Source organism: Micromonospora sp. SD19, assembly GCF_054462275.1.
In genome coordinates, this window is record NZ_JBTLMN010000005.1 from 453692 (window position 1) to 478571 (window position 24880).

Below are 24880 nucleotides of genomic sequence, written 5' to 3' on the forward strand. Positions count from 1 at the left end.
GTACGGGCGGATCCGCCCCTGCCGTGCCGTCGACGCTGCTCTTGTGCCGTCGAGGTCAGGGCACCTGCCCTACGGCCCCGAAGCTCGTCGAGGTGATCCGGTCGTCATCCCGGCGGCGCAGGATCCGCATCTCCGTGGTGGCCCCGGTGCCGGTCAACGGCAGTACCGCCACCGGCGGGGGCACCACTGCGGAGATGCTCGCCGGCGCGATCGTGACCCCGAGGCCGGCTGCGACCAGGTGCGCCAGAGTGTTCCAACTGCTGGCGACCTGGACGACGCGCGGTGTGTAGCCGGCGTCCAGGCACGGTCGAAGGTTGCGCTGGTAGGCCCGCTCGCCGGCCACCCGGGGGAAGAAGACGAACAGATCGTCGCGCAGCAGCGCGGCGTCGATGCTGGGGTCTTTCGCGCGCGGGTGGTCGGCCGGCAGGACGGCGACGAAGGTCTCGGTGGCGAATGTGGTGCCGACCAGGTCGTCGTGGTCGTCCGCGTCCCGGACCACGCCGACATCGATCTCGCCGGTCAACAGCCGGTCGACGATCTGCGCCGTGAACGCCTCGTGCAGACGCAGGTGAACGGCCGGATGGTGTTCCCGGAACCGACGGATCGGCCCGGCCAGTCCGAGCTGGATCGCCGAACTGACGAAGCCGATGTCGAAGCGTCCCTGCTCGCCACGGCCGATCCGGCCCGCCTCGTGCACATCGTCGGCGACGGCGGCCAGCACCCGCCGGCACCGGATCAGGTACGCCTCACCCGCCGGCGTCAGCGTCACCGACCGGGAGGTACGAGCGAACAGCGGCGTACCGATCATCGCCTCCAGCTGGCGGATCTGCTGCGACAGCGGCGGTTGGGCCATCCGCAGCCGTGCCGCGGCCCGACCGAAGTGCAGCTCCTCGGCGACCGCGACGAAGTACCGCAGATGGCGCAGTTCAGGATCCATATGCCAAGGATATAGATTGTTCGGAACAAGATATTGGACGTTCGGATAGCGGGCTCAGAGAATCGAACCATGAATCCGAGCACGCTGACCGTCACGTCCATGACGACCGCCGAGGAGGCCGCGGCCTTCCGGACGTTGAACGAAGAATGGATCTCCCACTTCTTCGCCGCCCTTGAGGAGTCTGACCGCAAGACGCTCGACGACCCGTTCTCGGCCATCGTCGACCCGGGTGGTGACGTGCTGATCGTCCGGGACGGCCGGGAGATCGTCGGCTGTGTCGCACTGATCCGCAGCTCGGCGGAGGTCTTCGAACTGTCGAAGATGGCGGTGGCCCCGGCGGCCCGCGGCCGGGGCATCGGCCGTCAGCTCATCGAGCTGGCGATCGCGCGCGCCCGCCAGCTCGGCGCGGCCACCCTGTTCCTGGGCAGCAACACCAAGCTTGCGAACGCCGTGCACCTCTACGAAAGTGTCGGCTTCCAGCACGTCGATCCGGAACAGATCCCGCTGCCGCCGTACGCCCGCGCCGACGTTTTCATGCGGATGGCGCTCTGACCGCTCGAAGCCGACGCGCAGTCCCGAGAGGGCGGTACGGGATCCTCGGCTTAACCCGGCCTTAGCGTCCGGACAGCGCGGTGCTATCCCAACCTGACCGATCCTCGGAGTCGACAACCGAGGAAAGGTGGACACCACGATGAAGCGCACCAATCTGCTTCTGGCGTCGGTCGGCGGGTCGGCGGTGCTGGCGGTGGCCGGGGTCGCGCTCGGCGTCACCGCCGCGAACGACTCGCGGACCGGCGGCACGGCGCTCGCCGCGGCAACCGTCGCGCCGCCGGCCACCGACACGCCGTCGGCCCCATCGGGTACGCCGTCGAGCGGCACGCCGTCGTCCGGTACCCCATCCGGTACGCCGTCGGCCGGTACGCCGTCGGCCGGTACGCCGTCGGCCGGTACGCCGTCGACCGGTAGCGCGCCGGCGGGCAGCGCGGTCGACGAGACGCGTGCCGGTGAGATCGCGCTCGCCAAGGCCGGCGGCGGCCAGATCGTCGAGGTCGAAGCCGAGCAGGAGAACGGCCGGCCGGTGTGGAGCGTCGAGATCGTCGCGGGCGACATCGAGCACGAGGTGGACGTCGACCGGGACAACGGGTCGGTGGTCAAGGCCGAGCAGGAGCCGGTCGACGACGACGACAACGACGACGACGACAACGACGACGACAACGACGCCGACGAGGCTGACGACGACAACGACGACGACAACGACAACGACTGAGACGACTATTGATCGGCAGCGCCGCCCGACCCGGAGTGCCTTCCGGGTCGGGCGGCGCTGCCGATTCACCCGGCGCCTCGCGACCCAGGCGTTCCGGCCTGTCCTTGACGGATGGCCGGCTGTCGCGGCTGTTTCAGGCCGTCCTTGAAAGGCGGACCGCCGCGGCTGTTTCAGACCGTCCTTGAGGGGCGGGCTGCCGCGGCTGTTTCAGGTGGGCGAGGGCCGTCAGAGCCCGACGCGCTGCTCCTGGACCGTCGGTTGGTTCGGGGCCGTCGGTTGCTGCAGGGCCGGCGTTTCCTGGGCCGGGGGGTGCTCCGAGGCCGGCGGGTCCTCCGGGGCCGTCGTTTGGTCCGCGAACTGGGTGCGGTACAACTCGTGGTAGCGGCCACCAGCCGCGAGCAGATCGTTGTGTCGCCCGCGTTCGACGATGCGCCCGGCTTCCACGACGAGGATCTGATCGGCTGCCCGGATGGTGGAGAGCCGGTGCGCGATGACCACGCTGGTCCGGCCGGTCAGGGCCTCGGCGAGGGCTTCCTGAACCGCCGCCTCCGAGGTGGAGTCGAGGTGCGCGGTGGCTTCGTCGAGGATGACCACGCGCGGACGGGCCAGCAGCAGTCGCGCGATGGTGAGCCGTTGCCGTTCCCCGCCGGACAGCCGGTATCCGCGCTCGCCGACAACGGTGTCCAGCCCGTCGGGAAGGGAGCGGATCAGGTCGTCGAGTCGGGCGCGCCGGAGCACCTCCCACATCTCGTCCTCGGTCGCGTCCGGCCGGGCGAACGCCAGGTTGGCGCGGATGCTCTCGTGGAAGAGGTGCCCGTCCTGGGTCACCACGCCCAGTGCCGTCCGGATCGACTCGGCCGACAGTTCGCGTACGTCGACGTCGGCGAGCTTCACCGCACCGTCCTCGACGTCGTACAGGCGGGGCACGAGTTGCGCGATCGTCGACTTGCCCGCCCCGGAGGAGCCGACGAGCGCCACCATCTGCCCCGCTTCGGCGCGGAACGACACCCCGTGCAGCACCTCCTCACCGCCGCGCGTGTCCAGCTTCGCCACGTCCTCCAGGGACGCGAGCGACACCTTGTCCGCTGCGGGGTAGCCGAACCGGACGTCGTCGAACTCGACAGCGACCGGCCCTTCCGGGAGGGGTTGGGCATGGGGCCTGTCGAGGATCAGCGGCTTGAGGTCGAGCACCTCGAACACCCGCTCGAAGCTCACCAGCGCGCTCATCACCTCGACGCGGGCACTGGCCAGCGAGGTCAGCGGGGCGTACAGGCGGGACAGCAGCAGCGCGAGGGCGACCACCGTTCCGGCGTCGAGGCTGCCCCGTAACGCGTACAGACCGCCCAACCCGTAGACCAGGGCCAGCGCCAGCGAGCCGACGACGGTGAGGGCGGTGATGAAGACCCACTGCAGCATCGCGGCGCGGATGCCGATGTCCCGGACCCGACGTGCTCGCGCCGCGAACTCCGCGGACTCCTCGGCCGGCCGCCCGTACAGCTTGACCAGGGTGGCCCCGGGTGCGGAGAAGCGTTCCGTCATCCGGGTGCTCATCGCCGCGTTGTGCTCGGCGGCCTCCCGCTGCAACCGGGCGAGCCGCGAACCCATCCGGCGGGCCGGGAGAACGAAGATGGGCAGCAGGACCAGCGCCAGCAACGTGATCTGCCAGGAGAAGGTGAGCATCACGCCCAACGTGAGCATCAGCGTGACCGCGTTGCCGACCACACTCGACAGGGTGTCGCTGAAGGCCCGCTGCGCACCGATCACGTCGTTGTTCAGGCGGCTGACCAGCGCACCCGTACGGGTCCGCGTGAAGAACGCCACCGGCATGCGCTGAACGTGGTCGAAGACAGCCGTCCGCAGTTGGACGATCAACCCCTCACCGATGCTGGCGGAGAGGAACCGCGTCACCAGACCCAGCCCGGCCTCGGCGAGGGCGATCACCGCGATCAGTACCGCCAACCGGATCACGACGCCACTCTCGGCGCCGTCGACGATCGCGTCGACCACCCGACCCGCGAGAACCGGCGCCGCCACGGTGAGAACCGCCGTCACCACACTCAGCAGCAGGAACCTGATGATCAGAGCGCGGTGTGGCCGCGCGAACTCCGCGATCCGTTTCAAGGTCGCGCGGGACAGCGGTCGCTCATCCTGCGCGTTCATCGCGTGGTGCAGAGACATCCACGCGGTAACTTCCATGCTCATGCATTACCTCCGATACCGGAGGCTAGGACCTCACCCAAGCTTGAGGTCAACTGGATTACCGACAGTGGCCGTCATGTCAGGTACGCATCGGTGCCGTCGATGACCTCCGGCACCGCGTCCAACCGCCACGCCCTCGCGTTAGCGTTCGCGGAGGACTGGTGCATGGAGGTCCGCCCGCGAGCCGGTCGCGCACCGGCACGGCAAACCTTCGTGAGTCACCACCGGCAGCTCTTTGTTCGGCCCGGTCGATAGGCGTACGGGCGGGTGTCGCTCGGCGGATCGGTCTTTCCGCCCCTCGTGAGTCACCACCGGCAGCGCTCTGTTCGGTCCGGTCGGCAGGCGTACAGGCGGGTGTCGCTCGGCGCTTCGGTCTTTCCGCCCCTCGTGAGTCACCACCGGCAGCGCTCTGTTCGGCCCGGTCGGCAGGCGTACAGGCGGGTGTCGCTCGGCGCTTCGGTCTTTCCGCTCGCTTCTGGCGTGCCGACCTGGCAGGGCGGTGATCGTTCTCGGTTGGCTGCTCTTATGTTCGTCGGTGGTAGTGGTTGCGGCGGGGGAGTTGTTCGGGGTCGAGCCAGGCGGGTGGGGTGAATTCGGGGTGGCCGTCGGCGGCGAGTCGTACGGTCCAGTCGCTGTGGTGTAGGTGGCGGTGGTGGTGGCCGCAGAGCAGGACGGCGTTGTCGAGGCTGGTGGTGCCGCCGTCGGCCCAGTGGTGGATGTGGTGGGCGTCGCACCAGCGCGGTGGGCGGTCGCAGCCCGGGAAGGCGCAGCCACGGTCGCGTAGAACGAGGGCGCGTCGGAGGGGACCGGTGATAAGGCGGCGTTGTCGGCCGAGGTCGAGTGGTTGGCCGGCGCCGTTGAGGACGGCGGGGAGGATGGCGGCGTCGCAGGCGAGGCGGCGCACGGCCTCGGGGGTGAGGTGCAGGCCGGTGTCGAGGGTTCCGCCGCCCAGTTGCCCGGTCAAGCCGTCGTAGCTGGTGGTGACGACGATCTGGGCCGGATCGCCGCCGTGCTCGGGCAGCTCGCCGGTGCGCAGGGCGAGGCGGCACACGTCGCTGAGGGCGTCGTGCCGGCGTTGCCCGGGAGTGCGCTGGTCGTCAGGGCCCGAGGGTGCGCTGAGGGGGTCGATGGTGGCACGGAGGAGCCCGGCGGTCTCGGTGTCGAGGGTGGCGGTGAGTCGCAGGCGGCCGTCGGTGAGGGTGGAGAGGGTGAGGTGGCGGTCGCGGGTGGCGCGGCGGGCTTCGGCGTCCAGGGCGGCTTCGGCTGCGGCGTCGGCGATGTCGGGTGCGACGTGGTCGAGGATGCGGGTGCTGAGTTTGCGCAACAGGGTCGGGTCGAATTGCCCGGCCCACTCGACGAGCACTCCGAGAGCTTTGTCAGCGGCCTCGGGACCGGCGGCGGTGTGCACGGTGTCGATCGTGTCGGCGATGACCCGGGCCTGGTCCACGGTGATGTGGCCGTCGGCCAGCGCGTGGCGTACGCCAGGGTTGCCGGTGTCCAGGACGGCGGCGAGGTCGACGAGGCGGCGGGCGGCCGGGATGGTGAGGCGTAACCGTTCGCGCAGCCAGACAGCGGTGGAGGAGGCGCCCTGCGTGGTTGCGGTGCCTCGGCCGTCGAGTTCGCGGATCAGGGTCAGCGTCACGGCGGCGAGGCGTTGCTCCAAGCGGTGCGCGGCGTCGAGCGCGGCGATCAAATCCTGCTCGGAAAGGGCCCAGGCGGCGGCGTCGACACACGCGGCGACCGCGTCGTCTGCCTGCGCCAACTCCTCGACCATGACCCGAGACTAGAACGTACGTACGACACTTTCAGTCATCATGATCGATTGACTGGGCGGCGGTCTATGGAGTGCATGAGCGCCGCAGCGAGGTCGTCGGACCGGCCGACCACTGCCGCACACAGCTCGCCTGGCCGATAATGATCCGCTGTGAGAGACAGCCGCTAGTGGGCTGTCCATGACCGGCGGGTGGTTGTCGGCCGCGAAGGGCTGCGGCAGCTGCTGCGTGACAACCAGGTCAGCTGGCGGCGCACCCGGACGTGGGAAGAGTCGAGGATCCGGACTTCGATGCGAAGCTGGACCGGATCGAGGAAGTGACCACCCGGTTCCCGCAGCGCTGCTTCGCGTTCGATCAGTTTGGGCCACTGTCGATCCGCCCGCACCACGGCGGCTCGTGGGCGCCACGGTCGGATCCGGACCGGCTGCCCGCGACCTACAAGCGCACGTGTGGGATCCGCTACTTCCACGGCTGCTACCGCTTCGCCGACGACCAGCTGTGGGGTGTGAACCGCCGCCGCGAAGGCGCAGATCACACCCTGTCTGCGCTCAAGTCGGTCCGCGCGCGGCGTTCCAGCACGGCCGCTTGACCGATCAGAGCCGATGACGTTCATGGATAGCGCACTAGCTGGCACGGCGCGGCCGGTGCAGCCAGGGAGCGACCGCGGGCGTCGCCGCGATCAGGGCGACCGCGAGCGCCGTGATCACCGCTTGCCCGACCCGGCCGGGCGTGATCCCCGGCATGGTGTCCAGCACGTAGTTGGCGTACCCGTTCGCTGCCGCGTCGCTGACGAACACGGCACAGCCGAGCAGCAGTCCTTCGATCCGGCGCAGCGCTAGCAACAGCGCCGCGAGCGGATCGAACACGGTCAGCGAGGTGAAGTACAGCATCAGCCAGGTGGGGGTGGACGGGCTGGGACCACCCGGCCGGACGCCAAGCAGGTCTCCTAGGTGGACGATCGCGCCGTACCCGAGGACGCAGACGGTGACGATCACGACGACCCGAATCCACCGGGGCACGCCGGCCCACCGCCGAAGCGATGCCGGTCTCGCCGCGCCCACTGGCCCTCCGTTCCGGTCGGGCAGTGCACCGCCCGCGCCGCATCGATGCTAATGCGGTTCCACGGACGTCCGACCATGGCGCTGAACTGTGCGCAGGCACGATCAACGACTCAGGTGGCCACGGTCCCGCCCAGGGACGGCTCCGTTCGAGCTGGTTGTCACACTGTGGAACAGCCTGATCTCTGACACGGCCTGATCGAACAGGGCCCCCGCTTCGGGCCGTCCGTCGGTGCCATAGTGGGCGTATGCGTTTGATCAAATACGGCCACGCATGTGTGCGCCTGGAGGCGGACGACCGGGTGCTGGTGATCGACCCGGGGACGTTCTCGGAGGCCGAAGCGCTCGACGGGGTCGACGAGGTGCTGGTGACGCACGAGCATCCCGACCATCTCGACATCGACAAGCTCGTGGCGGCGAGTCAGCGCAACTCCGCGTTCCGGGTGTACCTGCCGTCGGCAGCGATCGCGTCGGCCCCCGAGCTGGGCGGCGCGGCGGTCGCCGTCGACGCGGGACAGCGGTTCACGGCGGCCGGGTTCGCCGTCGACGTGGTGGGTGGGGCGCACGCCGAGATCTACGACGGTCTGCCGGGCTGCGCCAACGTCGGTTTCGTCGTCGACGGCACGGTCTACCACCCGGGCGACTCGCTGTTCGTCCCGCCGTCGCCGGTGGCGACGCTGCTCGTGCCGGCTGCCGCACCCTGGCTCAAGCTCAGTGAGGCGTTGGACTTCGTGCGGGCGGTACGGCCGGAGCGGGCGTTCCCGATCCACGACGCCACGCTCAACGAACTCGGCCAGGAGTACTTCGACGGCTGGTTGGACTTCAAGGGCGGCACCGAGTACGCGCGTATCCCGGTCGGGGAGTCGGTGACGATCCGCTAGGAGCGGGTTTCCAGAAACCGGCAGTCCGCGGGTGTCTCGTGATCGCTCCTGAAGGGGTGCGCGTGCGGCAGCGGTGGGCAAGAAGTTCCGGGCGTTCGACCCGGGCTGGCTCGACCACCCGCCACCGTCACACACTGCCGGACGGACAGCCGGCAACCGGCGATCACATCCACCCGGCCGGATACCCGTTACCGGCCCTCGCTCCTAGGGCCTGTTCCATAAGGACTGGCCGGCCTGCGGCGGGCCCGGACGACGACCGGCGGCGTTGCGGTTTCGTCCGGATACGACACCGGTATCCGGACGAAACCGCGCCTTGCCGGATTGCCGCCCGGACTCCGCATCGGCTCGACCGCCCTTATGAAACAGGCCCTACCCGATGCGGAACTGGTCGCCGTAGACGGCGAACACCAGCGGGGTGTTCAGGTTGAAGTTGCCGTTGTTGAGGAACACCCGCTGGGCGGTGTCGACGCGGGAGGTGTCCGAGTGGGCCGCCTCCTTCTTCATCTCGATGACCCGCTCGTCGAGGAAGGCGTTGAGCCAGGTCCGCTCGTCGCCGCCCTGGGCCGGCGGCTTGGCCCGGTTCAGGGCGCGGCTGCGGATCTGACGCATGCCCTCGTACCCGTGCATGACCGCCGCGTCGTAGTAGGCGAACTGGCCGAGCGCCCGGACCTGGTCGTTCTTGCCGTCGCGTACCGATGGGTTGAAGTAGACCCGGTCGCGTTCGGCCTCCTGGGCGGCCTGGAAGACCGGGTCGGTGGCGGCGGTCCGCCAGTCGCGGGGGAAGTTGGGGTCGAGGCCGGAGTGCGACGGGGTGCCGTTGACGGTGCGCAGCGCCGGCAGGTAGCCGGCGAGCACGTTGCCCGGCTTGGTGCGGGTGTACGCCTCGACCAGTTCGAGCATGTCGCCGGTGCCGGAGCAGAAGCCGATGATGCCGGCGGTGTAGCCGCGCCCGTCACCGATGTCCTCGATGTAGGAGAACTGCGCGCGCCAGTCGAGCGACGAGTTCTCCGCGGCCGAGACGAGTTGCATGGCGACGTCCTTCTTCGCCGGGTCGTCGAGGTTGGTGCCGCTCGGGTTGGTGGGCGTGGGGGTGGGGGTGCCGCCGCCCGGCAGGGTCCACCGCTGGTTCGTGGTGCCGCCACAGGTCCAGATCTGCAACCGGGCGCCGTTCGCGGTGCTCCGGTCGGTGACGTCGAGGCACTTGCCGGAGCCGGAGTTGACCAGGGCGCCGTTGCTGGCGGTCCACTTCTGGGCGCCGGTGTTGTTGCAGTCGTACAGCTGCACCTTGGCGCCGTTGGCGGTCGACGCGGCGGTCACGTCGAGGCACTTGCCGAGTGCCCGGATCGAGGTGTCGGTGTTGCCGACGGTCCACGTCTGGGCCGCGCTGCCGTTGCAGTCGTAGAGCTGGACGGCTGTGCCGTTGGCCGGGTTGGCGCCGGCCACGTCGATGCACTTGCCGCCGAGGCCGGTGATCGGGCCGGCGGTCGCGGCGCTCGCCGACGTTACGCCGTAGCCGACGGCGGCGACGCCGATCAGCAGGGCTCCCACGACGGATGCGGCTGTTCTCTGGTGAACCATGGTGTTCCTCGGGGAAGGGGCGGCGTGCCGCCGGCCGGTCGGTGACCCGGCGCGGAAGTTCGGCCCCGGCGGGCACCGCGAGCATCAGGAAACTGTATTAACAGATACCAGTACGTCGATTTCCCGTCAATCGACGACCGCGAGGCGTGACAGCGCCTGTTCACCCCGTCGTTGGCGGCGCGTCCATGCCGGTGGCTATCGTCGGGCCGTAACTGATCAACGGGCCGGTCCGTCGGAACCAGCACCGTCCGACGGACAGAAGATGGTCATGGAGTCGAGTCTGCGCGCCCGGGTGCGAGCCGGTGATCCCGGCGCGTTCGCCGAGCTGTTCGACGCGTACGCGCGCTCGGTGTACAACCACGCGTTCCGGCTGACCGCCGACTGGGCCACGGCGGAGGACGTCATGGCCGCCACGTACCTGCAAGCCTGGCGGTCCCGGGAGCGGGTCACCGAGGAGGGTGGGTCGCTGCGCCCCTGGCTGCTCGGCGTCGCCACCAACGAGGCCCGCAACCACACCCGCAGCAACCGCCGCTACCGCAGGGTGGCCGCCGCGCTGATCGCCGCCGACCTCACGGTGCCCGACCACGCCGACGAGGTCGCCGGCCGACTCGACGACCGCCGACGCATCGCCGCCGCGCTCGATGCGTTGGCCCGGCTGCGCCGGCCCGAGCGTGAGGTGCTGACCCTGTGCCTGTGGGAGGGCCTCGACTACGAGTCCGCGGCGGAGGCGCTGGGCGTTCCGGTCGGCACGGTGCGGTCCCGACTGTCGCGTGCGCGTGCCCGGCTCCGTACCCTCGTCGATGCCCCGCCGCGCGCCGCGCGAGCGCCGGTCGTGGACGCCTCGTTCGTGCGGGAGGTCAGCCGGTGAACGCGCCCGACCCGGCTGAGTGGGCGGAGATCGCCCCGCACCCCGGCGATCGCGACCTGCCGGCGGGCCGGCACGAGCTGCACCGCGACCGGTTGCTGACGGCGATCGCGCGGGAGTCGCGTACCCACAGCTCGCCCCGGGTGTTGCGGCGCCCGGCGCTCGCGCTGGCCGCGCTGGTCCTGGTCCTGGTCGCGGCGGCCGGCGCCGGGCTCGCCGTCAGCTCGGGCGACGAACCCCCGGCGGCGCTGCCGTCGCCGCAGGCGAGCCGCTCGGCCGCCCGCCTCCCGCCGCCGGGCGCGGTCGCCAAGATCCGGGCGTACGGCACGGTGCGCGAACTCACCGACTCGGCGGACCTGGTGGTCCAGGGTGAGGTCGTGTCGGTGGCGGACGGGCGGAGCGTCTACCGGGTGGCCGAGGTGCTCTATCGCGCCCCGGTCGCCCCGGTCTCCACGGAGATCACGGTGGGCACCGAATCGGCCGGGTCGCCCGGCCGGCCGAGCGTGCTCTACCTGGCCCTCAGCGACCCGCAGGCGCGCGTCTACGCCCCGCTCAGCGGTGACTTCGGGATCTTCGACCTCGCCGGGGAGACGGCCACCAGCCGGTCGTCGGCGATGTCGGTGACCGGTCTGCGCACCGAGGACGCCACCGGGGCGGGCCGCGCGTTCGTCACCACGCTGGCCGACCTCCGCCAGCTCGCCAGCGAGCGCGGCTGAGTCTGACAAAGCGCCGGCGAGCCCGAAAAGATGGAACCCGCCGCCCGGAGCGCACAGATAGAAGGCGTAAGCAGTGCCGCGTTCCGGGCGAGACGCCCCGGGACGGCACCGAGACGCAAGGAGCGTTCCATGGCAGTCGACCTGCGCCGTACCCGGTCTCTGGTGGCCACCGCCGCCGCCGTGCTCGCCGCGGCGGCGTTGTCCGCGTGCGGTAGCGCCGACGCCGACCAGGCCGCCGCACCCGCCCCGAGCAGCGCCCCGAGCAGCGCCGCAACGCCGACCAGCGCCGTGCCGCCGATCAAGGGCAAGCTGCGCGGGTACGGCACCGTGCGGCAGCTCAGCGAGGCCGCCGACCTGGTCGTCCGGGGCGAGGTCGAGGCGGCCGGTTTCCGGGTCGACGAGGTGCTGCGCGCGGCGACCGGATCGACAGTGCGGGCCGGGGCGCGGATCACGCTCGCCAGCCTGCCCAGCGGTGTGCCGGACGCGGCGCACATGTCCACCCTGGAGGCGGGCCAGGTCGTGGTGCTCTACCTGGCCAAGGACCCGACGGCCCCGACGTTCCGGACGCTCAGCGGCGACTTCGGGGTGTTCGACGTGAGCGGGGCCGGCGCGGAGGCCGTCGCCGTGACCCGCTCGCAGGCCATGGCCGTCAGTGGTCTGCTCACCGAGGACCCGGCCGCGTCCGGCCACGGTTTCCGCACCACCCTCGGCCAGCTGCGCACTGTCGCCGCCCAGGTCAGGTAGGACGGGTGGGAACGCGGACGGCACCCGCCGAGTGCCGTCCGCGTGGTCACCGCTCCCGGTAGGTGGCGAGGTCGAAGTCGGCGTGTACGTCGCCGCCGCCCAGGCCCTGCACCCACAGGCCGAGGAAGGCCCCGGTGAAGCCCCACGCCGCCGGCTCACCGTCGATGATCAGCGCGGCGTGTTCGTCGGAGAGGATGGTCGCGTCCAGCTCGACAGGTAGCCGCTGCCAACCGGTGCCGAGGTCGTACTCGAAGCGCACCGCCGGTCCGTCGAAGACGGCCCGCAGTCCGACCCGGGTGACGCCGTCGACATCGACGCTCAGCTCGGGGTACGCGGTGCGCCGCCCGTTGTCGGAGCTGAGCAGCTCCAGCACCGTCCGCCCGTCGTCGGCCCGGGTCAGGTAGAGGTGGTGCCAGTTGAGGGTGTTGTAGTAGGCGGTGATCCCGGCGAGCTGACGGTGGTCGGCCGGCGCGAACTCCACCACGGTCTCCAGCGAGCACTCCATCGCGCCGACGCGCCGCCCGACCAGGCTGGGTGCCTGTCGGCCGACCGGCGACTGCCCGCCGTGGATCCGCAGGTACGACGGGCGGCTGTGCAGGTCGACCCAGTCCGCGGTGGCCGGCCGTCGTAGCGTCGACCAGCAGCGGCCCAGCTCCGGGGCGTCGAAGTGGTCCGTCTCGGGCTCCGCCGGCCACGGGTGGGCGGGCAGATCGGGTGCGACGACCTCGTCCGCGGGCACCCCTGCGGCGACCCGCGGCCAACCGCCCGATGGCCACTCCACCCGCTGGATAGCGGTCTCCCGGCCCAGCACGCAGTTGCCCAGCGGCGAGTACGGTCGGCCGACCAGGTGGGCCAGGTACCACTCGCCGTGCTGGGTACGGACCAGGCTGCCGTGACCCGCCTTCTGCAACCGCAGCTCGGGTCGCCCGCAGGAGGTGAGCATCGGCCCGTCCGGGTCCACCTGGTACGGCCCGAACAGCTCCCGGGAGCGCGCCATGGTGACCTGGTGCTCCCAGCTGGTGCCGCCCTCGGCGGTGATCAGCCAGTACCAGCCGTCGTGGCGGTACAGGTGTGGACCCTCGGTGAGCCCGGCCGGGGAGCCGGTGAACACGATGCGGGGGCTGCCGACCAGCCGGCGCGCGGCCGGGTCGTAGCGTTGGATCTCGATGCCGCCGAAGCGGTCACGGCCGGGTCGCCAGTCCGCGCTCATGCCCAGCAACCAGCTGGTGCCGTCGTCGTCGTGGAACAGCGACGCGTCGAACCCGCGCCCGTGCAGTGTCACCGGATCGGACCAGGGGCCGGTGATGTCCTCGGCGGTGACCAGGAAGTTCTGCGGATCCCAGTAGCCGCTGGCGAAGCTGGCCACGTCGCTGTAGACGAGGTGGAACAGACCGTCGTGGTACGTCAGATCGGGCGCCCACACCCCGTTGGAGTCGCCGCAGCCGCGCAGATCGAGTAGCCGCCGTTCGGTGATGATCCCACCGAGGCTGCGCCAGTTCACCAGATCGCGCGAGTGGTGCACGCGCACCCCCGGGTACCACTCGAAGGTCGAGGTGGCCAGGTAGTAGTCGTCGCCGACGCGCAGGATCGACGGGTCCGGGTGGAAGCCGGCGAGGACGGGATTGCGGATCGACCGGGCAGCGGTCGCCACGTCAGCGATGTCGGTCGACACGAGCGCTCCTCTCGGCGGGCGGTCTGCAACTTCCGGAAACTCGCGATCCGGGGCCATTGAAGGTCGTGCCTACGCTAGCCGGTCTTTTCGTATTAGGACAGAGGTATTGACCGGTGAGGCGACAGCTCGTAGCGTGCCGGCCATCGATCGGTATTACCGGCGAAGCATTGAAAGTTTCGGAGATCCGTGGATCCCCACAGGCCGGCTCGGCCGGCGTTCGAGCACCCCCGTGAGTCCCCGAAGGGATGGATCATGACCACGTACCTTTCCCGTCGAACGCTGCTCGGTCTCGCCGGTGCCGGCGCCGGCGCCTGTCTGCTGAGCGCGTGCGGCGACGACGAGCCCAGCGACCCGAACGCCCCGCAGACCATCAACTGGTGGCACATCCAGAACACCGAGCCGATGCTTCCGGTCTGGGCGGCGCTGGCCAGCGAGTACAAGGCCGCACACCCCAACGTCACCCTCGACATCCAGCCGCTGGAGAACGAGGCGTTCAAGGCCAAGCTCACCACCGCCACCCAGGCAGGTGACCCGCCCGACCTGTTCCAGTCCTGGGGTGGTGGCGTTCTCAAGCAGCAGGTGGACGCGGGCCTGGTCAAGGACATCACCGACGACGTGAAACCGTGGATCGGGGGCCTGCTGCCCGCCGCCCTGGAGCCGTACACGATCGACGGCAAGATCTACGGTGTTCCGTTCGACATCGGCATGGTCGGTTTCTGGTACAACAAGGACCTCTTCACCCGCGCCGGCATCACCGCCGCGCCCACCACCTGGACGGGCGTGCTCGACGCGGTCCGGCAACTCAAGGCCGCCGGCATCACTCCGATCGCCCTGGCCGGCAAGGACAAGTGGCCGGCCCACTACTACTGGTCCTACCTCGCGATGCGCGTCGGCGGGGTGGGCGCGCTGCAGAAGGCCGTCGACGACAAGAACTTCGACTCGCCTGACCTCGTCGCCGCCGGCGATCGGCTGAAGGAACTCGTCGACCTGCAGCCGTTCCAGAAGGGGTTCCTCGGTGCGGCGTACGGGACGCCCGACGGCCAGGCCGCCGCCATGGGCAACGGCGGCGCGGCGATGGAGCTGATGGGGCAGTGGGCACCCGCGGTCCAGGCTTCCAGCTCCACCAGCAAGAAGGGCCTCGGCGACAAGCTCGGCTTCTTCCCCTTCCCCACTGTCGACGGTGGAAAGGGCGCCACGACTGAGGTGTTCGGCGGCGGCAACGGCTTCGCCATCGGCAAGGACGCCCCCGCCGCCACCGCCGACTTCCTGAAGTTCCTGCTCAGCGCCGACAACCAGCGTAAGTCGGCGCAGACCGGCGCGGTGCTACCGACGGTGCGGGAGGCCGCGACGGCCATCCCCGACGCCAACGGCAAGCTCCTCGCGGAGACCCTGGCCAGCTACACCGGCTTCCAGCTCTACCTCGACCAGGCGTACGCGCCGGCGCTCGGTTCGCAGATCAACGACAGCGTCGCCGAGTTGGTCGCCGGCAACAAGTCGCCCGCGCAGATCGTCAAGGACATCACGCAGGTGGCGAAGACCGTCTGACCGTGACCACCCACCCATCCGTAGCCGGAGAACCCCCTGTGGAGCAGGCATGACCAGGCCATCGACCGTGTCGGACGCCAGGCGCGGCGACCCGGCGACGGACCCGCCGGCACCGGGGCCGGGCACCGTGCGACAGCGCGGCCGCCAGCCCCGGCCGGGCCGCGGCGGCGTCCTCGCCATCTTTCTCACCCCAGCCCTGGTGCTGTTCCTGCTGCTGGTCGTCGCCCCCATCCTGGTGGCCAGCTACGCCAGCCTCTACAAGTGGAACGGCTTCGGGCTGCCGGAGAACTTCATCGGGCTGGACAACTACACCCGCGCCTTCCAGGACCCGACCTTCCGGGGTGACCTCTGGCGCGGCTTCGTCCTGGTGCTGCTGTCCCTGGTCGTCCAGCTGCCCGCGGCGTTGGCCCTGGCCATGCTGCTCAACCAGCCACTGCGGGGTCGCGCCGCGTACCGGCTGATCTTCTTCGCGCCGTACGTGCTCTCCGAGGTCACCACGGCCGTCCTGTTCGACCTGGTGTTCTCACCCAACCGGGGCCTGGGCGACGCGATCGCGACGTGGTTGAGCGCCGACGCCGGCACGGTCTTCGCCGACCCGGACACCGTGCTGTACGCCGTCTTCCTCGTGGTGTCCTGGAAATACTTCGGCCTCTACATGATGCTCTTCCTCGCCGCCCGTCAGGGCATCCCCAAGGAGTTGTCCGAGGCCGCGGTGACCGACGGCGCCTCCGCCTGGCAGGCGTTCCGGCACGTCACACTGCCCCTGCTCGGGCCGACGATCCGCATCAGCGTCTTCCTGTCGGTCATCGGCACCATCCAACTGTTCGACATGGTCTGGGTGCTCACCCGGGGCGGCCCGATCCACTCGTCGGAGACCATGGCCGTGACGATGTACGAGTACGGCTTCCGCCGCTTCGAGGTCGGCTACGCCAGCGCGATCAGCATCGTCATGTTCCTGCTGAGTCTCGTCTTCGCTCTCTTCTACCAGCGCATCGTCCTGCGCCGGGACACCGCGGGCGCGATCACCAACCAGGGAGGCCCGCGATGACCGTGAACCGCGCCCAGCGGACCCGCGGCCTCGTGCTGCACCTCGTCTGCGTCCTCGTCGGAGCACTCATCGTCGTACCGGTCTGGTTCGGCGTGCTCGGCGGCTTCAAGGACAACGGTCAGCTCTCCACCAATCCGCTGGGCTGGCCCGACCCCTGGCTGCCGTCGAACTACACGGACATCCTGATGTCCGAGGTGTTCTGGCGGCAGCTCGGCAACAGTCTTCTCATCGCCGTGAGCAGCACCGTCATCGTCGTCGCCGCGGCGGCGATGGCCGCGTTCGTCTTCGCGCGGTACGCCTTCCGGGGCCGCGAGTTTCTGGTGACCCTGTTCGCGATCGGCCTGATGTTTCCGTTCGCGGTGGCCATCCTGCCGCTGTTCGTCCTGCTGCGCGGCATGGGCCTGTTGGACAACCCGCTCGGTGTCATTCTGCCCCAGGCCGCCTTCGGGCTGCCGATCACCATCATCATCCTGCGCCAGTTCTTCCGCACCATCCCGGCGGAGATCGAGGAGGCCGCCGTCCTCGACGGCTGCGGCTCGTTCGGCTTCTTCTGGCGGGTCCTGCTGCCGATGGCCCGTCCGGCCCTGGCCACCGTCTCGGTGTTGGCCGTGGTGACCAGTTGGAACAACTTCATGCTCCCGCTGGTCGTCTTCACCGACCAGAGCTGGTGGACCCTGCCCGTCGGGGTGCAGGCATTCCAGGGCCAGTACACCGCCGAGACCGCACGGGTGCTCGCCTACGTCGTGCTGTCGATGGTGCCGGCCCTGGGTTTCTACGCGGTGGCCGAACGCCAACTCATCGGCGGCCTCACCGGCAGCGTCAAGGGATGACAGCACACCACCGCGAGCAGACCTGACGTTTCCAACAGGAGGCAGGGGGACCGTGGGCACAGCGAACGGCCGAAACGTCACCATCGCCATGATCGCCCGGTTGGCCGGAGTCTCCGTACCCACCGTCTCCCGGGTCATCAACGGCCGCTCCGACGTCGCCCCCGACACCCGGGAACGCGTCGAGGCGCTCCTCAACCGGCACGGCTACCGCCGCCGTGCACCGGCCCGGCGGACCGACGCCGCCCTGATCGACCTGGTCTTCAACGACCTGGACAGCCCGTGGGCGGTGGAGATCATCCGGGGGGTGGAGGACGTCGGCCAGGCCAGCGGCGTCGGCACCGTCGTGTCGGCCATCCACTGGCGGATGTCCTCGGCCAAGCAGTGGCTCGACAACATGCGTACGCGCTCCACCGAGGGCATCATCTTCGTGACCTCGATGGTGAACCCGCCGTTGCAGGCCGAGCTGCGTCGGCTGCACCTGCCGGTCGTCATCATCGACCCGGCCGGGGTCGACCCGCAGGAGTCACCCACCATCGGCGCCACCAACTGGGCGGGCAGCCTCAGCGCCAACCAGTACCTGATCAACCTGGGTCATCGTCGCATCGGCTTCATCGCCGGCCCGCCGCACCTGATGTGCAGCCGGGCCCGCATGGACGGTTACCGGGCCGCCCTCGGCGCCGCGCGTATCCCCATCGACGACGCCCTGATCCGGCCGGGAAACTTCTACCACGAGTCCGGCTTCACCGCGGGTATACAGCTGCTGAGCCTGCCCGACCCGCCCACCGCCATCTTCGCCTCCAGCGATCAGATGGCCCTCGGCGTCTACGAGGCGGTCCGCAAACGCGGCCTGCGGGTGCCCGACGACGTCAGCGTGGTCGGCTTCGACGACCTGCCGGAGGTGCGGTGGTGCTCGCCGCCGCTGACCACCGTCCGTCAACCCCTGGCCGAGATGGGCATGCTGGCCGCGCGTACCGTGCTGCGCCTGGCCAGCGGCGAGCGGACCGAGAGCCCCCGGGTGGAGCTCGCCACCGAACTCATCGTCCGCGACAGCGTCGCACCTGCCCGGTCGTGATCCTGCTCAGTCGACCCGCAACGCGTCGTCGACGCCCGTCTCGCGGCGGCCCAGGTGCGCCGGATCCCGACCGGAGAGCAGGTCCAGCGCGGCCTTCAGGCAGGCGCCGTTCTCCCGGGAGGAACTGAACCACCACGTCTGGGCGTACCGCTTCGCGCTGTCGTCGCCCACCCCGTTGGCGTCGATGCCGAGCCGCCGGCACAGCGCCACGGCGCGCGGAAGATGGAAGGACTGGGTCACCACTGTGGCTCGCCGCACCCCGAAGATCCGCTCGGCCCGCGCGCACGAGTCGTAGGTGTCGAATCCGGCGTAGTCCGGCACCACCTTGTGTGCTGGCACGCCCCGCTCCACCAGCCAGCTCCGCATCGCGGCGGGCTCGTTGTAGTCGGCGTTCATGTTGTCGCCCGACACGAGGATCGCCCGAACCTTGCCGGCGTCGAACAGTCGCCGCGCGATCTCCAACCGGGCCGCGAGGACGGGGGAGGGTATGCCGTCCGCGTCCACCTTGGTGCCCAGCACCAGCGCGACCGGCGCGTCCGGCACCTCGGCCTCGGCGTAGAGATGGCCGTCGGCGATGTCGCGGATCCACGTCACGCTGGCCACGGTGCCCCCGGCCAGCGCCACCGCCCCCACCACGAGCGCGAGCACCGCACGGCGGGCCAACCGCCGATGCTCCGCGTACCACCGCCTGGCCGCCCCGAATCGTCCCCGCATGCCGCAAGGCTATTCCGCCGGTGCGCGCGGCGATCGACCGCGTCGCCGTCGACCTGATGCCGCGCCGTCCCGCCGAAACACCACCACCGCAGCAGCCAACAACGGCAGTTGTCTATGGACAATCGCTCACTGTTAGCGTTAACGTTACGGACAGTCGTCGGTACTCGAACGACCTCGGGCCGCGGTGACGGAGTTGTCGCCAGTGACCCGCGGCGTGACGGACGACGATCGTGGCGTGGGGCGGGTGGCACGCGGCCGGCGCGAGACGGCCCGAGACCACCACCGGGCGACCCGCGCGCCACGCGGCCGAGGCATGAACGGCCACCGGGAATCCAGGGCAGCGCAGCAGCCGGGACAGTCGTGCGACGACAACCGGCCGCCCGCCTGTCAGCGCGCACCGCTGAGCAGCGGCCCACCCCTGGGCCGCCCCTGAAGACGACCGTCGGTCCCGGCCCTGGCCGCCCGGGTCGCGTCCCGCTGTTCGGAGTCCGGGCCCGAACAGCGGGACGCCACCCAGTGGCGGCGACAACCGACGGGGTACGCCGACGGCGGTCAGCGTGTCGCACCTTGAGATTGTCCAGCCGCCAGTGCCATTGTGGTACGTCGATGAAGCCGCGCGCGGGCTGACCTCCGTCCACTGGGCAACCGGGATCCCTGTGTGATCTCCGGGGGACGGTGACACAAGCGATGGACCAACGAAGGCCAATCGTCCACGAGCTCGCCCGTGCCCGCGTCGCACAGTGACCGGCGGGGCGGCTCACCTGCGCGAAGGAACCCCGCCCATGCGTACACCGAAGACCCGTGCGGCACTCCTGGCGGGCCTGCTGCTCGCCGCGAGCGCGCTCGCGGGCGTCAACCCGCCATCCGCCAGCGCGGCAGCCGACCCGGTCGCCGTTACCGTCAACACCCGCGCTGGTCTGGCGACCGTGCCGGACACCGCGCTCGGCGTCAACCACGCCATCTGGGACGCGAACCTCGGCACCGCCGAGACATCGGACCTGCTCCGCGACGCCGGCGTGCAGATGATGCGCTACCCCGGCGGCTCGTACGCCGACATCTACCACTGGAAGGACCACACCGCGCCCGGCGGTTACGTCGCACCGGGAACCGACTTCGACACCTTCATGGCGGCGGTCCGGCGCGCCGGCGCCCAACCGATGATCATCGCGAACTACGGCACCGGCACGCCCGCCGAGGCCGCCGACTGGGTGCGGTACGCCAACGTGACGAAGGGCTACGACGCCCGCTACTGGACCGTCGGCAACGAGAACTACGGCAACGGCCACTACGGGTCCGCCTGGGAGGCGGACAACCACCCGGACAAGAGCGCGACACAGTACGCGAGGCTGGTCGTCGAGTACGCCGACGCGATGAAGGCGGTGGACCCGAGCATCAAGGTCGGGGCGGTGTTGACCATGCCGGGCAACTGGCCGGACGGGATCACCGCCGGCAGCGACCCCGGCCCGTGGAACCAGACGGTGCTCTCCATCGCCGGCCCGAAGATCGACTTCGTGGACGTGCACTGGTACCCGGGCGGCACGGCAGCCGAGTCGCTGGCCCGCGTCAACCACCTCCCCGACGCCACCTACCTGCTGCGGCAACAACTCGCGCGGTACGCCGGTGCGAACGCCGACCGTATCGGCATCAGCTTCACCGAGCTGAACGTCGACGCGGGCCGGACCACCCAGCCGGCGGCACTCTTCCTGGCCGACGTCTACAGCGGGCTGCTGGAGAGCGGCGTCTTCACCGTCCAGTGGTGGAACGTGCACAACGGCATGGGCACCGTGACGCAGGTGGCCGGCCAGACCGACTACGGCGACTTCGGGATGCTCTCCAGCGGCGCCTGCACCGAGGACGGCTCGGTCTGCCAACCGCCGCTGAACACACCCTTCGCGCCGTACCACGGGCTGCGCATGATGAAGCTCTTCGCGACGCCCGGCGACCAGTTCGTCCGCGCCGGCACCGACGAGCCGCTGGTCACCGCGCACGCCGTCCGCCGGGCCAACGGTGACCTCGCCGTGCTGCTGGTGAACAAGGACCCGGACAACGACCACCCGGTCACCATCGACTACGCCGGGTTCACCCCGTCGGCGGTCGCACCGACGGTGTCCACCCTCACCAACGGCGCCACCGGCATCGCGACCGGCCAGTCCGGTTCGGCGACCAGCCGCACGCTGCCGGCGTACTCGTTGACCACGATCGTGTTGCGACCGGCCGGCACGTCCGCCGGACGGCCCTCGACGCCGGGCCAGCCCACCGCGAGCGGCGTCACCGACCGCGCCGCGACGATCACCTGGCCGGCGGCCACACCGGGTGGCAGCCCCATCGCCAAGTACGAGGTGTACCGGCACAACGGCGCGGTCAGCGAGCAGCTCGGCGAGACGGCGTCCACCTCGTTCACTGTCGACAACCTGGTGCCGGGCAGCAGGTACACCGTCAATGTGCTGGCCCGCGATACCGCCGGCCGGGTCTCCTGGTCCTCACCGCCGCTGACCTTCGCCACCGGCAGCCCCGCCGCCAGCGCGTGCACCGTCCGTTTCACCACCGCCAACGACTGGGGCAACGGCTACATCGGTGGCGTCGACATCACCAACAACGGGACGAAGCCGATCAGCGGCTGGACGCTCACCTGGACCTGGCCCACCGGCTGGCAGCAGGTGAGCAGCGGCTGGAGCGCCACCTGGGAACAGGTCGGCACCGCCGTGCGGGTCACCCCGACCGACGACAACCGGCAGATCGCCGTGGGTGCCACAGTGAGCGCCGGTTTCGTCGGCGCGTACAGCGGTCCGAACGTGCTGCCCACCGCGTTCACCCTCAACGGCACTGTCTGCGCGACCGGGTGACCGAGCTGATGCCTGTCGCGTTCGTCGACCTGGGCACATGTCGTCCGATCGTCGGAGGGCGACGTCCTGGGTAGCGACGCTTTGGAGCTGATGCCGCAAACGAATCAGGACAGGTGACAGCCGTGGGGTCAGCGGGGTCGGTCCAGGGGTCAGCTGATTCGTTGACGGCATCAGCTCCACAGGGGCACAAGTCCACCCGCAGTGGTCCCGGCGGCAGCACCTGACCAACCCCGGAACCCACCGAAACGCCCGCCCCCGATACGTGGGGACGGGCGTTTCGGCGTGCGGGGCTACGTCAGGCGACCACCGACCGCAGTGGCACCCCGGCGTCGCGCAGGGCGCGTACCAGATCGTTCGCGAACGGGTGCTCGTCGACCTGGAGGCCCTGCGGGTTCGGGATCACGACGTACGCCGAGCCGTTCTTCGTGGACGCCTGCGCGTCGGTGCTGAAGCGTTCGACGATCGCCCGGGTGCGGGGCAGGTCGCCGGCCGCGACCTGGATGGTGATCGGTCGCCAGCCGCCGCCGAGGTCCGGCACCACGGGCGCGGCGGCGGCGCTGGCGCGCGCCGCGTCGACACCGGCCGAGCGCCGGGCGTCCGGGGCCGCGCCCGCCGGGTAGAGCAGCGCGTTGGCCACCAGGTGCAGACCATTCTCGTTGTACGCCCGGAAGAGCGGGTTGAACGCGAACAGCACCGCCCGACCGGCGCCGGTCGGCTCGTCCACCACCGCCGCGGTGCCCTTGAGGGTGTCCGCGCCGACGGTGTAGCCGTTGGCCCAGAACGTGTCACCGGTCGGATAGCTCAGCACGTTCGTCCCGGTGGTGCTCGGGGTGAGGATCGGGTCGCTGTTGTTGAACTCGAAGTCCTCCGCCGGGCGACCCGACGCGACCGGGCTGTCGGTGTCGACGTCCACCCGCAGGTGTGAGCCGATCACCAGGTAGTCGGCCGGCTTCGTCTTCTCGGTGGTGGAGGTGAGCCCGGCGGCGCGGGCCAACCGGGTGCCCTCGTTGCGCAGTCCGACGTAGGTGTGGCCCTGGGCGATCCACTCGCGCAGGTTGGCCTGGCCGGCGGCGGTCAGACCGCCGGTCGGGCTGCTGCCGTCCGGCACCACCAGCACGGTACGCCCGGTGAACGCGGCGGTGTTGTCGTTGATGTCGGCAGTGGTGACCGGCTTGAGGTCCAGCCCCCACCGCTTGCCGAGCACGTAGCGCGCCTCGCCGTGGGAGCCCGACGTGGTGGAGATGCCGGTGCCCTGGAAGAGCCCGACGTCGGGCAGGTCGAGGCGGGTACCGGAGGGCCGACCACCCGGGGTGAGGCTGACCCCGAGGGATTCGGCCAGCCCGTCCACGCTCCGGCTCACAGTGGCGGCCGGGATGGCGACAGTGCTGGTCGTGAGGTCACGGACCAGGGGTACGCCACGGCCGAGCAGACTGAAGGTGAACTCCGCGGCGGCGGCCGAGTCGAGCGGGTACGTGTACGAGCCCCACGGCCACGCCGCGCCGGTGCGACCACCGGAGACCTTCCGGACCAGCTCGGCCTTCGGCTTGACGGTGTCGCCGGTGTAGATGGCCGAGACACCCATCAGCAGCGGGTTGCTCCAGGACGACACGTCGTAGAAGTACGGGAACGGCACGTACGGGTCCTCGCCCATGACGGCCTGGATCCAGTGCTTCTGCGGCTGGTCCATCGGGATCCAGTACGCGCCAACGGGCACTGTCACGTTGGTGGCGGTGCGCCCGCCGAAGACCCGCGCGGTGGGCACCCGCGTCGGTTTGCGCACCTCGTACACCTCGACGTCCATCCGGCGCAGCCGCTCGACGAGTTGGCGGACGTCGGCGAGCTGCCGGTCGGGCAGCAGGAAGTACGAGCGGACCTTGACGTCCGGCACCGGGAACTGGACCTCGTTGGTGGGCTGCACCACCTCGTTCGGCTCCAGCGTGCCCGCCCTGCCCTGGGCGAGCGCGTCGGTCCAGATGTCGAAGTAGCCGTCCAGCACCTCACGCTTGTGTGCGGCGGCCCAGCCGAGCGTCGACCACTGGGTGTGGAACTGCTGCTGGACCCGGTCGGCCACCGCCGACGCGCTGCCCTTCTCGTACGTCATGCCGGCCGCGCCGAAGCCGGTGGTCGGCACCGTGTCGCCGTAGCCCATGAAGAACATGTCGTACGTGTCGTAGTTGAAGTAGCACTCGGTGGTGACGGTCTCGTCGCAGGCCCCGTTGAAGCCGAAGCCGGCCTTGTTGGCCTCGCCGATCCGGTTGATCCAGTCCACCGCCTCGCCGGCGATCTCGTGGTGGATCGGGTCGGCGTTGGGCGGGAAGAAGTACTGCCGGCCACCCATCTCGTGCGCGTCGATGAAGACCTGCGGCGGAAAGCGGCGCAGCAGTTCGAGCTTGCCGTCGGTCTCCTGCTGGGTGCGGGCGAACCAGTCCCGGTTCAGGTCGAAGCCGAACTCGTTCTGCCGCCGGGTGGCGTCGCGGCCGTCCGGGTTCTGGGTGGGGACGATGATGGTGACCAGGTTGTCGTTGCGCTCGGCGACGGCGCAGGACAGGCCGGCCGCCAACTCGTACAGCGTCTTGAGCGCCGCGTCCGCACCGCTCTTCTCGCCGCCGTGCACGTTCGCGGTGACCCAGACGATGGCCGGGCTGTCCTTCGCCGTCCGGGCGGCCGTCCGCGCGCTGGTTCGGCGCGGGTCACGCAGGTCCCGGACGTCGTCGGCGATCTGGCGCAGCGCGGCGGGCCGTACGTGACGTTCGTTGGACACCACCGCGTACGGCAACGGTTGGCCGAGCACGCTGGTGGTCATCACGCCGGTGACGACCCGGTTCGAGGCGCGGTCGACGGCCCCGAGGTAGGTGCGGACCTCGTCGTTGGTGACGACCCGCTCCTGACCCGCGCCGAGCGGGAAGCCGAGCACGGTCTCCGGGCTGGGCACGGTGCCCAACCGGGCGGTCGGGTCGTCGCTGCACCGGGAGGGCGGGGCGGCGCTCGCGGAAGGTGTGCCACCGAGCAGGGGAGTCGTGCCGAGCAGGAGGGCGATCGTGGCGGCACTCGCCAGGCGTCTGGCGGGGACCTTCCGGAATGGACGCATCGATGGGGCCATGAGTCGTGTTTCCCTTCTCGGGCACAACCTCGCAGTGGC

Annotated in this window: 19 protein-coding genes and 1 pseudogene; 12 read left to right on the forward strand and 8 right to left on the reverse strand. The window is 70.4% G+C overall.

Annotated features, from left to right (window positions below):
• Nucleotides 1-55: 55 nt before the first annotated feature.
• Nucleotides 56-937: a LysR substrate-binding domain-containing protein gene (locus ACX27O_RS19920; RefSeq protein WP_030330435.1), complete on the reverse strand. Its 882-nt coding sequence runs from the start codon at nucleotides 935-937 to the stop codon at nucleotides 56-58.
• A gap of 69 nt (nucleotides 938-1006) precedes the next feature.
• Between ACX27O_RS19920 and ACX27O_RS19925 the strand changes: the two genes are divergently transcribed.
• Nucleotides 1007-1489: a GNAT family N-acetyltransferase gene (locus ACX27O_RS19925; protein ID WP_210859312.1), complete on the forward strand. Its 483-nt coding sequence runs from the start codon at nucleotides 1007-1009 to the stop codon at nucleotides 1487-1489.
• Nucleotides 1490-1628: 139 nt separating this feature from the next.
• A complete protein-coding gene (locus ACX27O_RS19930; protein ID WP_458939890.1) occupies nucleotides 1629-2204 on the forward strand; it encodes a PepSY domain-containing protein in 576 nt (191 codons plus the stop codon).
• A gap of 225 nt (nucleotides 2205-2429) precedes the next feature.
• Here ACX27O_RS19930 and ACX27O_RS19935 read toward each other — a convergent pair whose 3' ends face one another.
• Together ACX27O_RS19935 and ACX27O_RS19940 are read right to left on the reverse strand one after the other, a co-directional pair.
• On the reverse strand, nucleotides 2430-4406 hold the full coding sequence (locus ACX27O_RS19935) for an ABC transporter ATP-binding protein (protein WP_458939891.1): 1977 nt from the start codon (nucleotides 4404-4406) through the stop codon (nucleotides 2430-2432).
• 520 nt (nucleotides 4407-4926) lie between these two features.
• Nucleotides 4927-6177, reverse strand: coding sequence for an HNH endonuclease signature motif containing protein (locus tag ACX27O_RS19940; RefSeq protein ID WP_458939892.1), 1251 nt, complete (start codon nucleotides 6175-6177; stop codon nucleotides 4927-4929).
• Between the two features lie 189 nt (nucleotides 6178-6366).
• On the opposite strand from ACX27O_RS19940, the pseudogene ACX27O_RS19945 reads away from it, so the two are divergent.
• Nucleotides 6367-6758: pseudogene (locus tag ACX27O_RS19945) on the forward strand (transposase); the annotation flags it as partial.
• Between the two features lie 40 nt (nucleotides 6759-6798).
• On the opposite strand, the gene ACX27O_RS19950 reads toward ACX27O_RS19945, so the two are convergent.
• Entirely contained in the window at nucleotides 6799-7194 is a 396-nt protein-coding gene (locus ACX27O_RS19950) for a hypothetical protein (protein WP_358131407.1), read from the reverse strand.
• Between the two features lie 287 nt (nucleotides 7195-7481).
• On the opposite strand from ACX27O_RS19950, the gene ACX27O_RS19955 reads away from it, so the two are divergent.
• Entirely contained in the window at nucleotides 7482-8114 is a 633-nt protein-coding gene (locus tag ACX27O_RS19955) for an MBL fold metallo-hydrolase (protein ID WP_030337937.1), read from the forward strand.
• Nucleotides 8115-8483: 369 nt separating this feature from the next.
• Here the strand turns inward: ACX27O_RS19955 and ACX27O_RS19960 are convergent, their stop codons facing one another.
• On the reverse strand, nucleotides 8484-9692 hold the full coding sequence (locus ACX27O_RS19960) for a chitosanase (protein WP_030337936.1): 1209 nt from the start codon (nucleotides 9690-9692) through the stop codon (nucleotides 8484-8486).
• A 268-nt stretch (nucleotides 9693-9960) separates the two neighbouring features.
• On the opposite strand from ACX27O_RS19960, the gene ACX27O_RS19965 reads away from it, so the two are divergent.
• The 3 genes from ACX27O_RS19965 (at nucleotide 9961) to ACX27O_RS19975 (ending at nucleotide 12017) form a co-directional block, all read left to right on the forward strand.
• Complete coding sequence (locus tag ACX27O_RS19965; protein ID WP_081884194.1) at nucleotides 9961-10560, forward strand: RNA polymerase sigma factor; 600 nt, start codon at nucleotides 9961-9963, stop codon at nucleotides 10558-10560.
• Nucleotides 10557-11273, forward strand: coding sequence for a hypothetical protein (locus tag ACX27O_RS19970; RefSeq protein ID WP_458939893.1), 717 nt, complete (start codon nucleotides 10557-10559; stop codon nucleotides 11271-11273). Before ACX27O_RS19965 ends, ACX27O_RS19970 begins: the two co-directional genes overlap by 4 nt.
• Before the next feature lie 129 nt (nucleotides 11274-11402).
• Nucleotides 11403-12017, forward strand: a complete 615-nt coding sequence (locus tag ACX27O_RS19975) for a hypothetical protein (protein WP_458939894.1) — start codon at nucleotides 11403-11405, stop codon at nucleotides 12015-12017.
• Between the two features lie 46 nt (nucleotides 12018-12063).
• Here the strand turns inward: ACX27O_RS19975 and ACX27O_RS19980 are convergent, their stop codons facing one another.
• A complete protein-coding gene (locus tag ACX27O_RS19980; RefSeq protein WP_458939895.1) occupies nucleotides 12064-13689 on the reverse strand; it encodes a glycoside hydrolase family 43 protein in 1626 nt (541 codons plus the stop codon).
• 252 nt (nucleotides 13690-13941) lie between these two features.
• Between ACX27O_RS19980 and ACX27O_RS19985 the strand changes: the two genes are divergently transcribed.
• The 4 genes from ACX27O_RS19985 (at nucleotide 13942) to ACX27O_RS20000 (ending at nucleotide 18184) form a co-directional block, all read left to right on the forward strand.
• Nucleotides 13942-15234 (forward strand): extracellular solute-binding protein, encoded by a 1293-nt coding sequence (locus ACX27O_RS19985; RefSeq protein ID WP_358131182.1) that lies wholly within the window; start codon nucleotides 13942-13944, stop codon nucleotides 15232-15234.
• 49 nt (nucleotides 15235-15283) lie between these two features.
• Nucleotides 15284-16282, forward strand: a complete 999-nt coding sequence (locus ACX27O_RS19990) for a carbohydrate ABC transporter permease (RefSeq protein WP_030337930.1) — start codon at nucleotides 15284-15286, stop codon at nucleotides 16280-16282.
• A complete protein-coding gene (locus ACX27O_RS19995; RefSeq protein ID WP_210864424.1) occupies nucleotides 16279-17112 on the forward strand; it encodes a carbohydrate ABC transporter permease in 834 nt (277 codons plus the stop codon). Before ACX27O_RS19990 ends, ACX27O_RS19995 begins: the two co-directional genes overlap by 4 nt.
• An 88-nt stretch (nucleotides 17113-17200) precedes the next feature.
• On the forward strand, nucleotides 17201-18184 hold the full coding sequence (locus ACX27O_RS20000) for a LacI family DNA-binding transcriptional regulator (RefSeq protein WP_051708897.1): 984 nt from the start codon (nucleotides 17201-17203) through the stop codon (nucleotides 18182-18184).
• Nucleotides 18185-18190: 6 nt separating this feature from the next.
• Here the strand turns inward: ACX27O_RS20000 and ACX27O_RS20005 are convergent, their stop codons facing one another.
• Complete coding sequence (locus ACX27O_RS20005; RefSeq protein WP_210864422.1) at nucleotides 18191-18898, reverse strand: SanA/YdcF family protein; 708 nt, start codon at nucleotides 18896-18898, stop codon at nucleotides 18191-18193.
• A gap of 782 nt (nucleotides 18899-19680) precedes the next feature.
• On the opposite strand from ACX27O_RS20005, the gene ACX27O_RS20010 reads away from it, so the two are divergent.
• Nucleotides 19681-21741 (forward strand): cellulose binding domain-containing protein, encoded by a 2061-nt coding sequence (locus tag ACX27O_RS20010; RefSeq protein WP_458939896.1) that lies wholly within the window; start codon nucleotides 19681-19683, stop codon nucleotides 21739-21741.
• 295 nt (nucleotides 21742-22036) lie between these two features.
• On the opposite strand, the gene ACX27O_RS20015 is transcribed toward ACX27O_RS20010, so the two are convergent.
• On the reverse strand, nucleotides 22037-24829 hold the full coding sequence (locus tag ACX27O_RS20015) for a M14 family zinc carboxypeptidase (protein ID WP_458939897.1): 2793 nt from the start codon (nucleotides 24827-24829) through the stop codon (nucleotides 22037-22039).
• Nucleotides 24830-24880 lie beyond the last annotated feature (51 nt).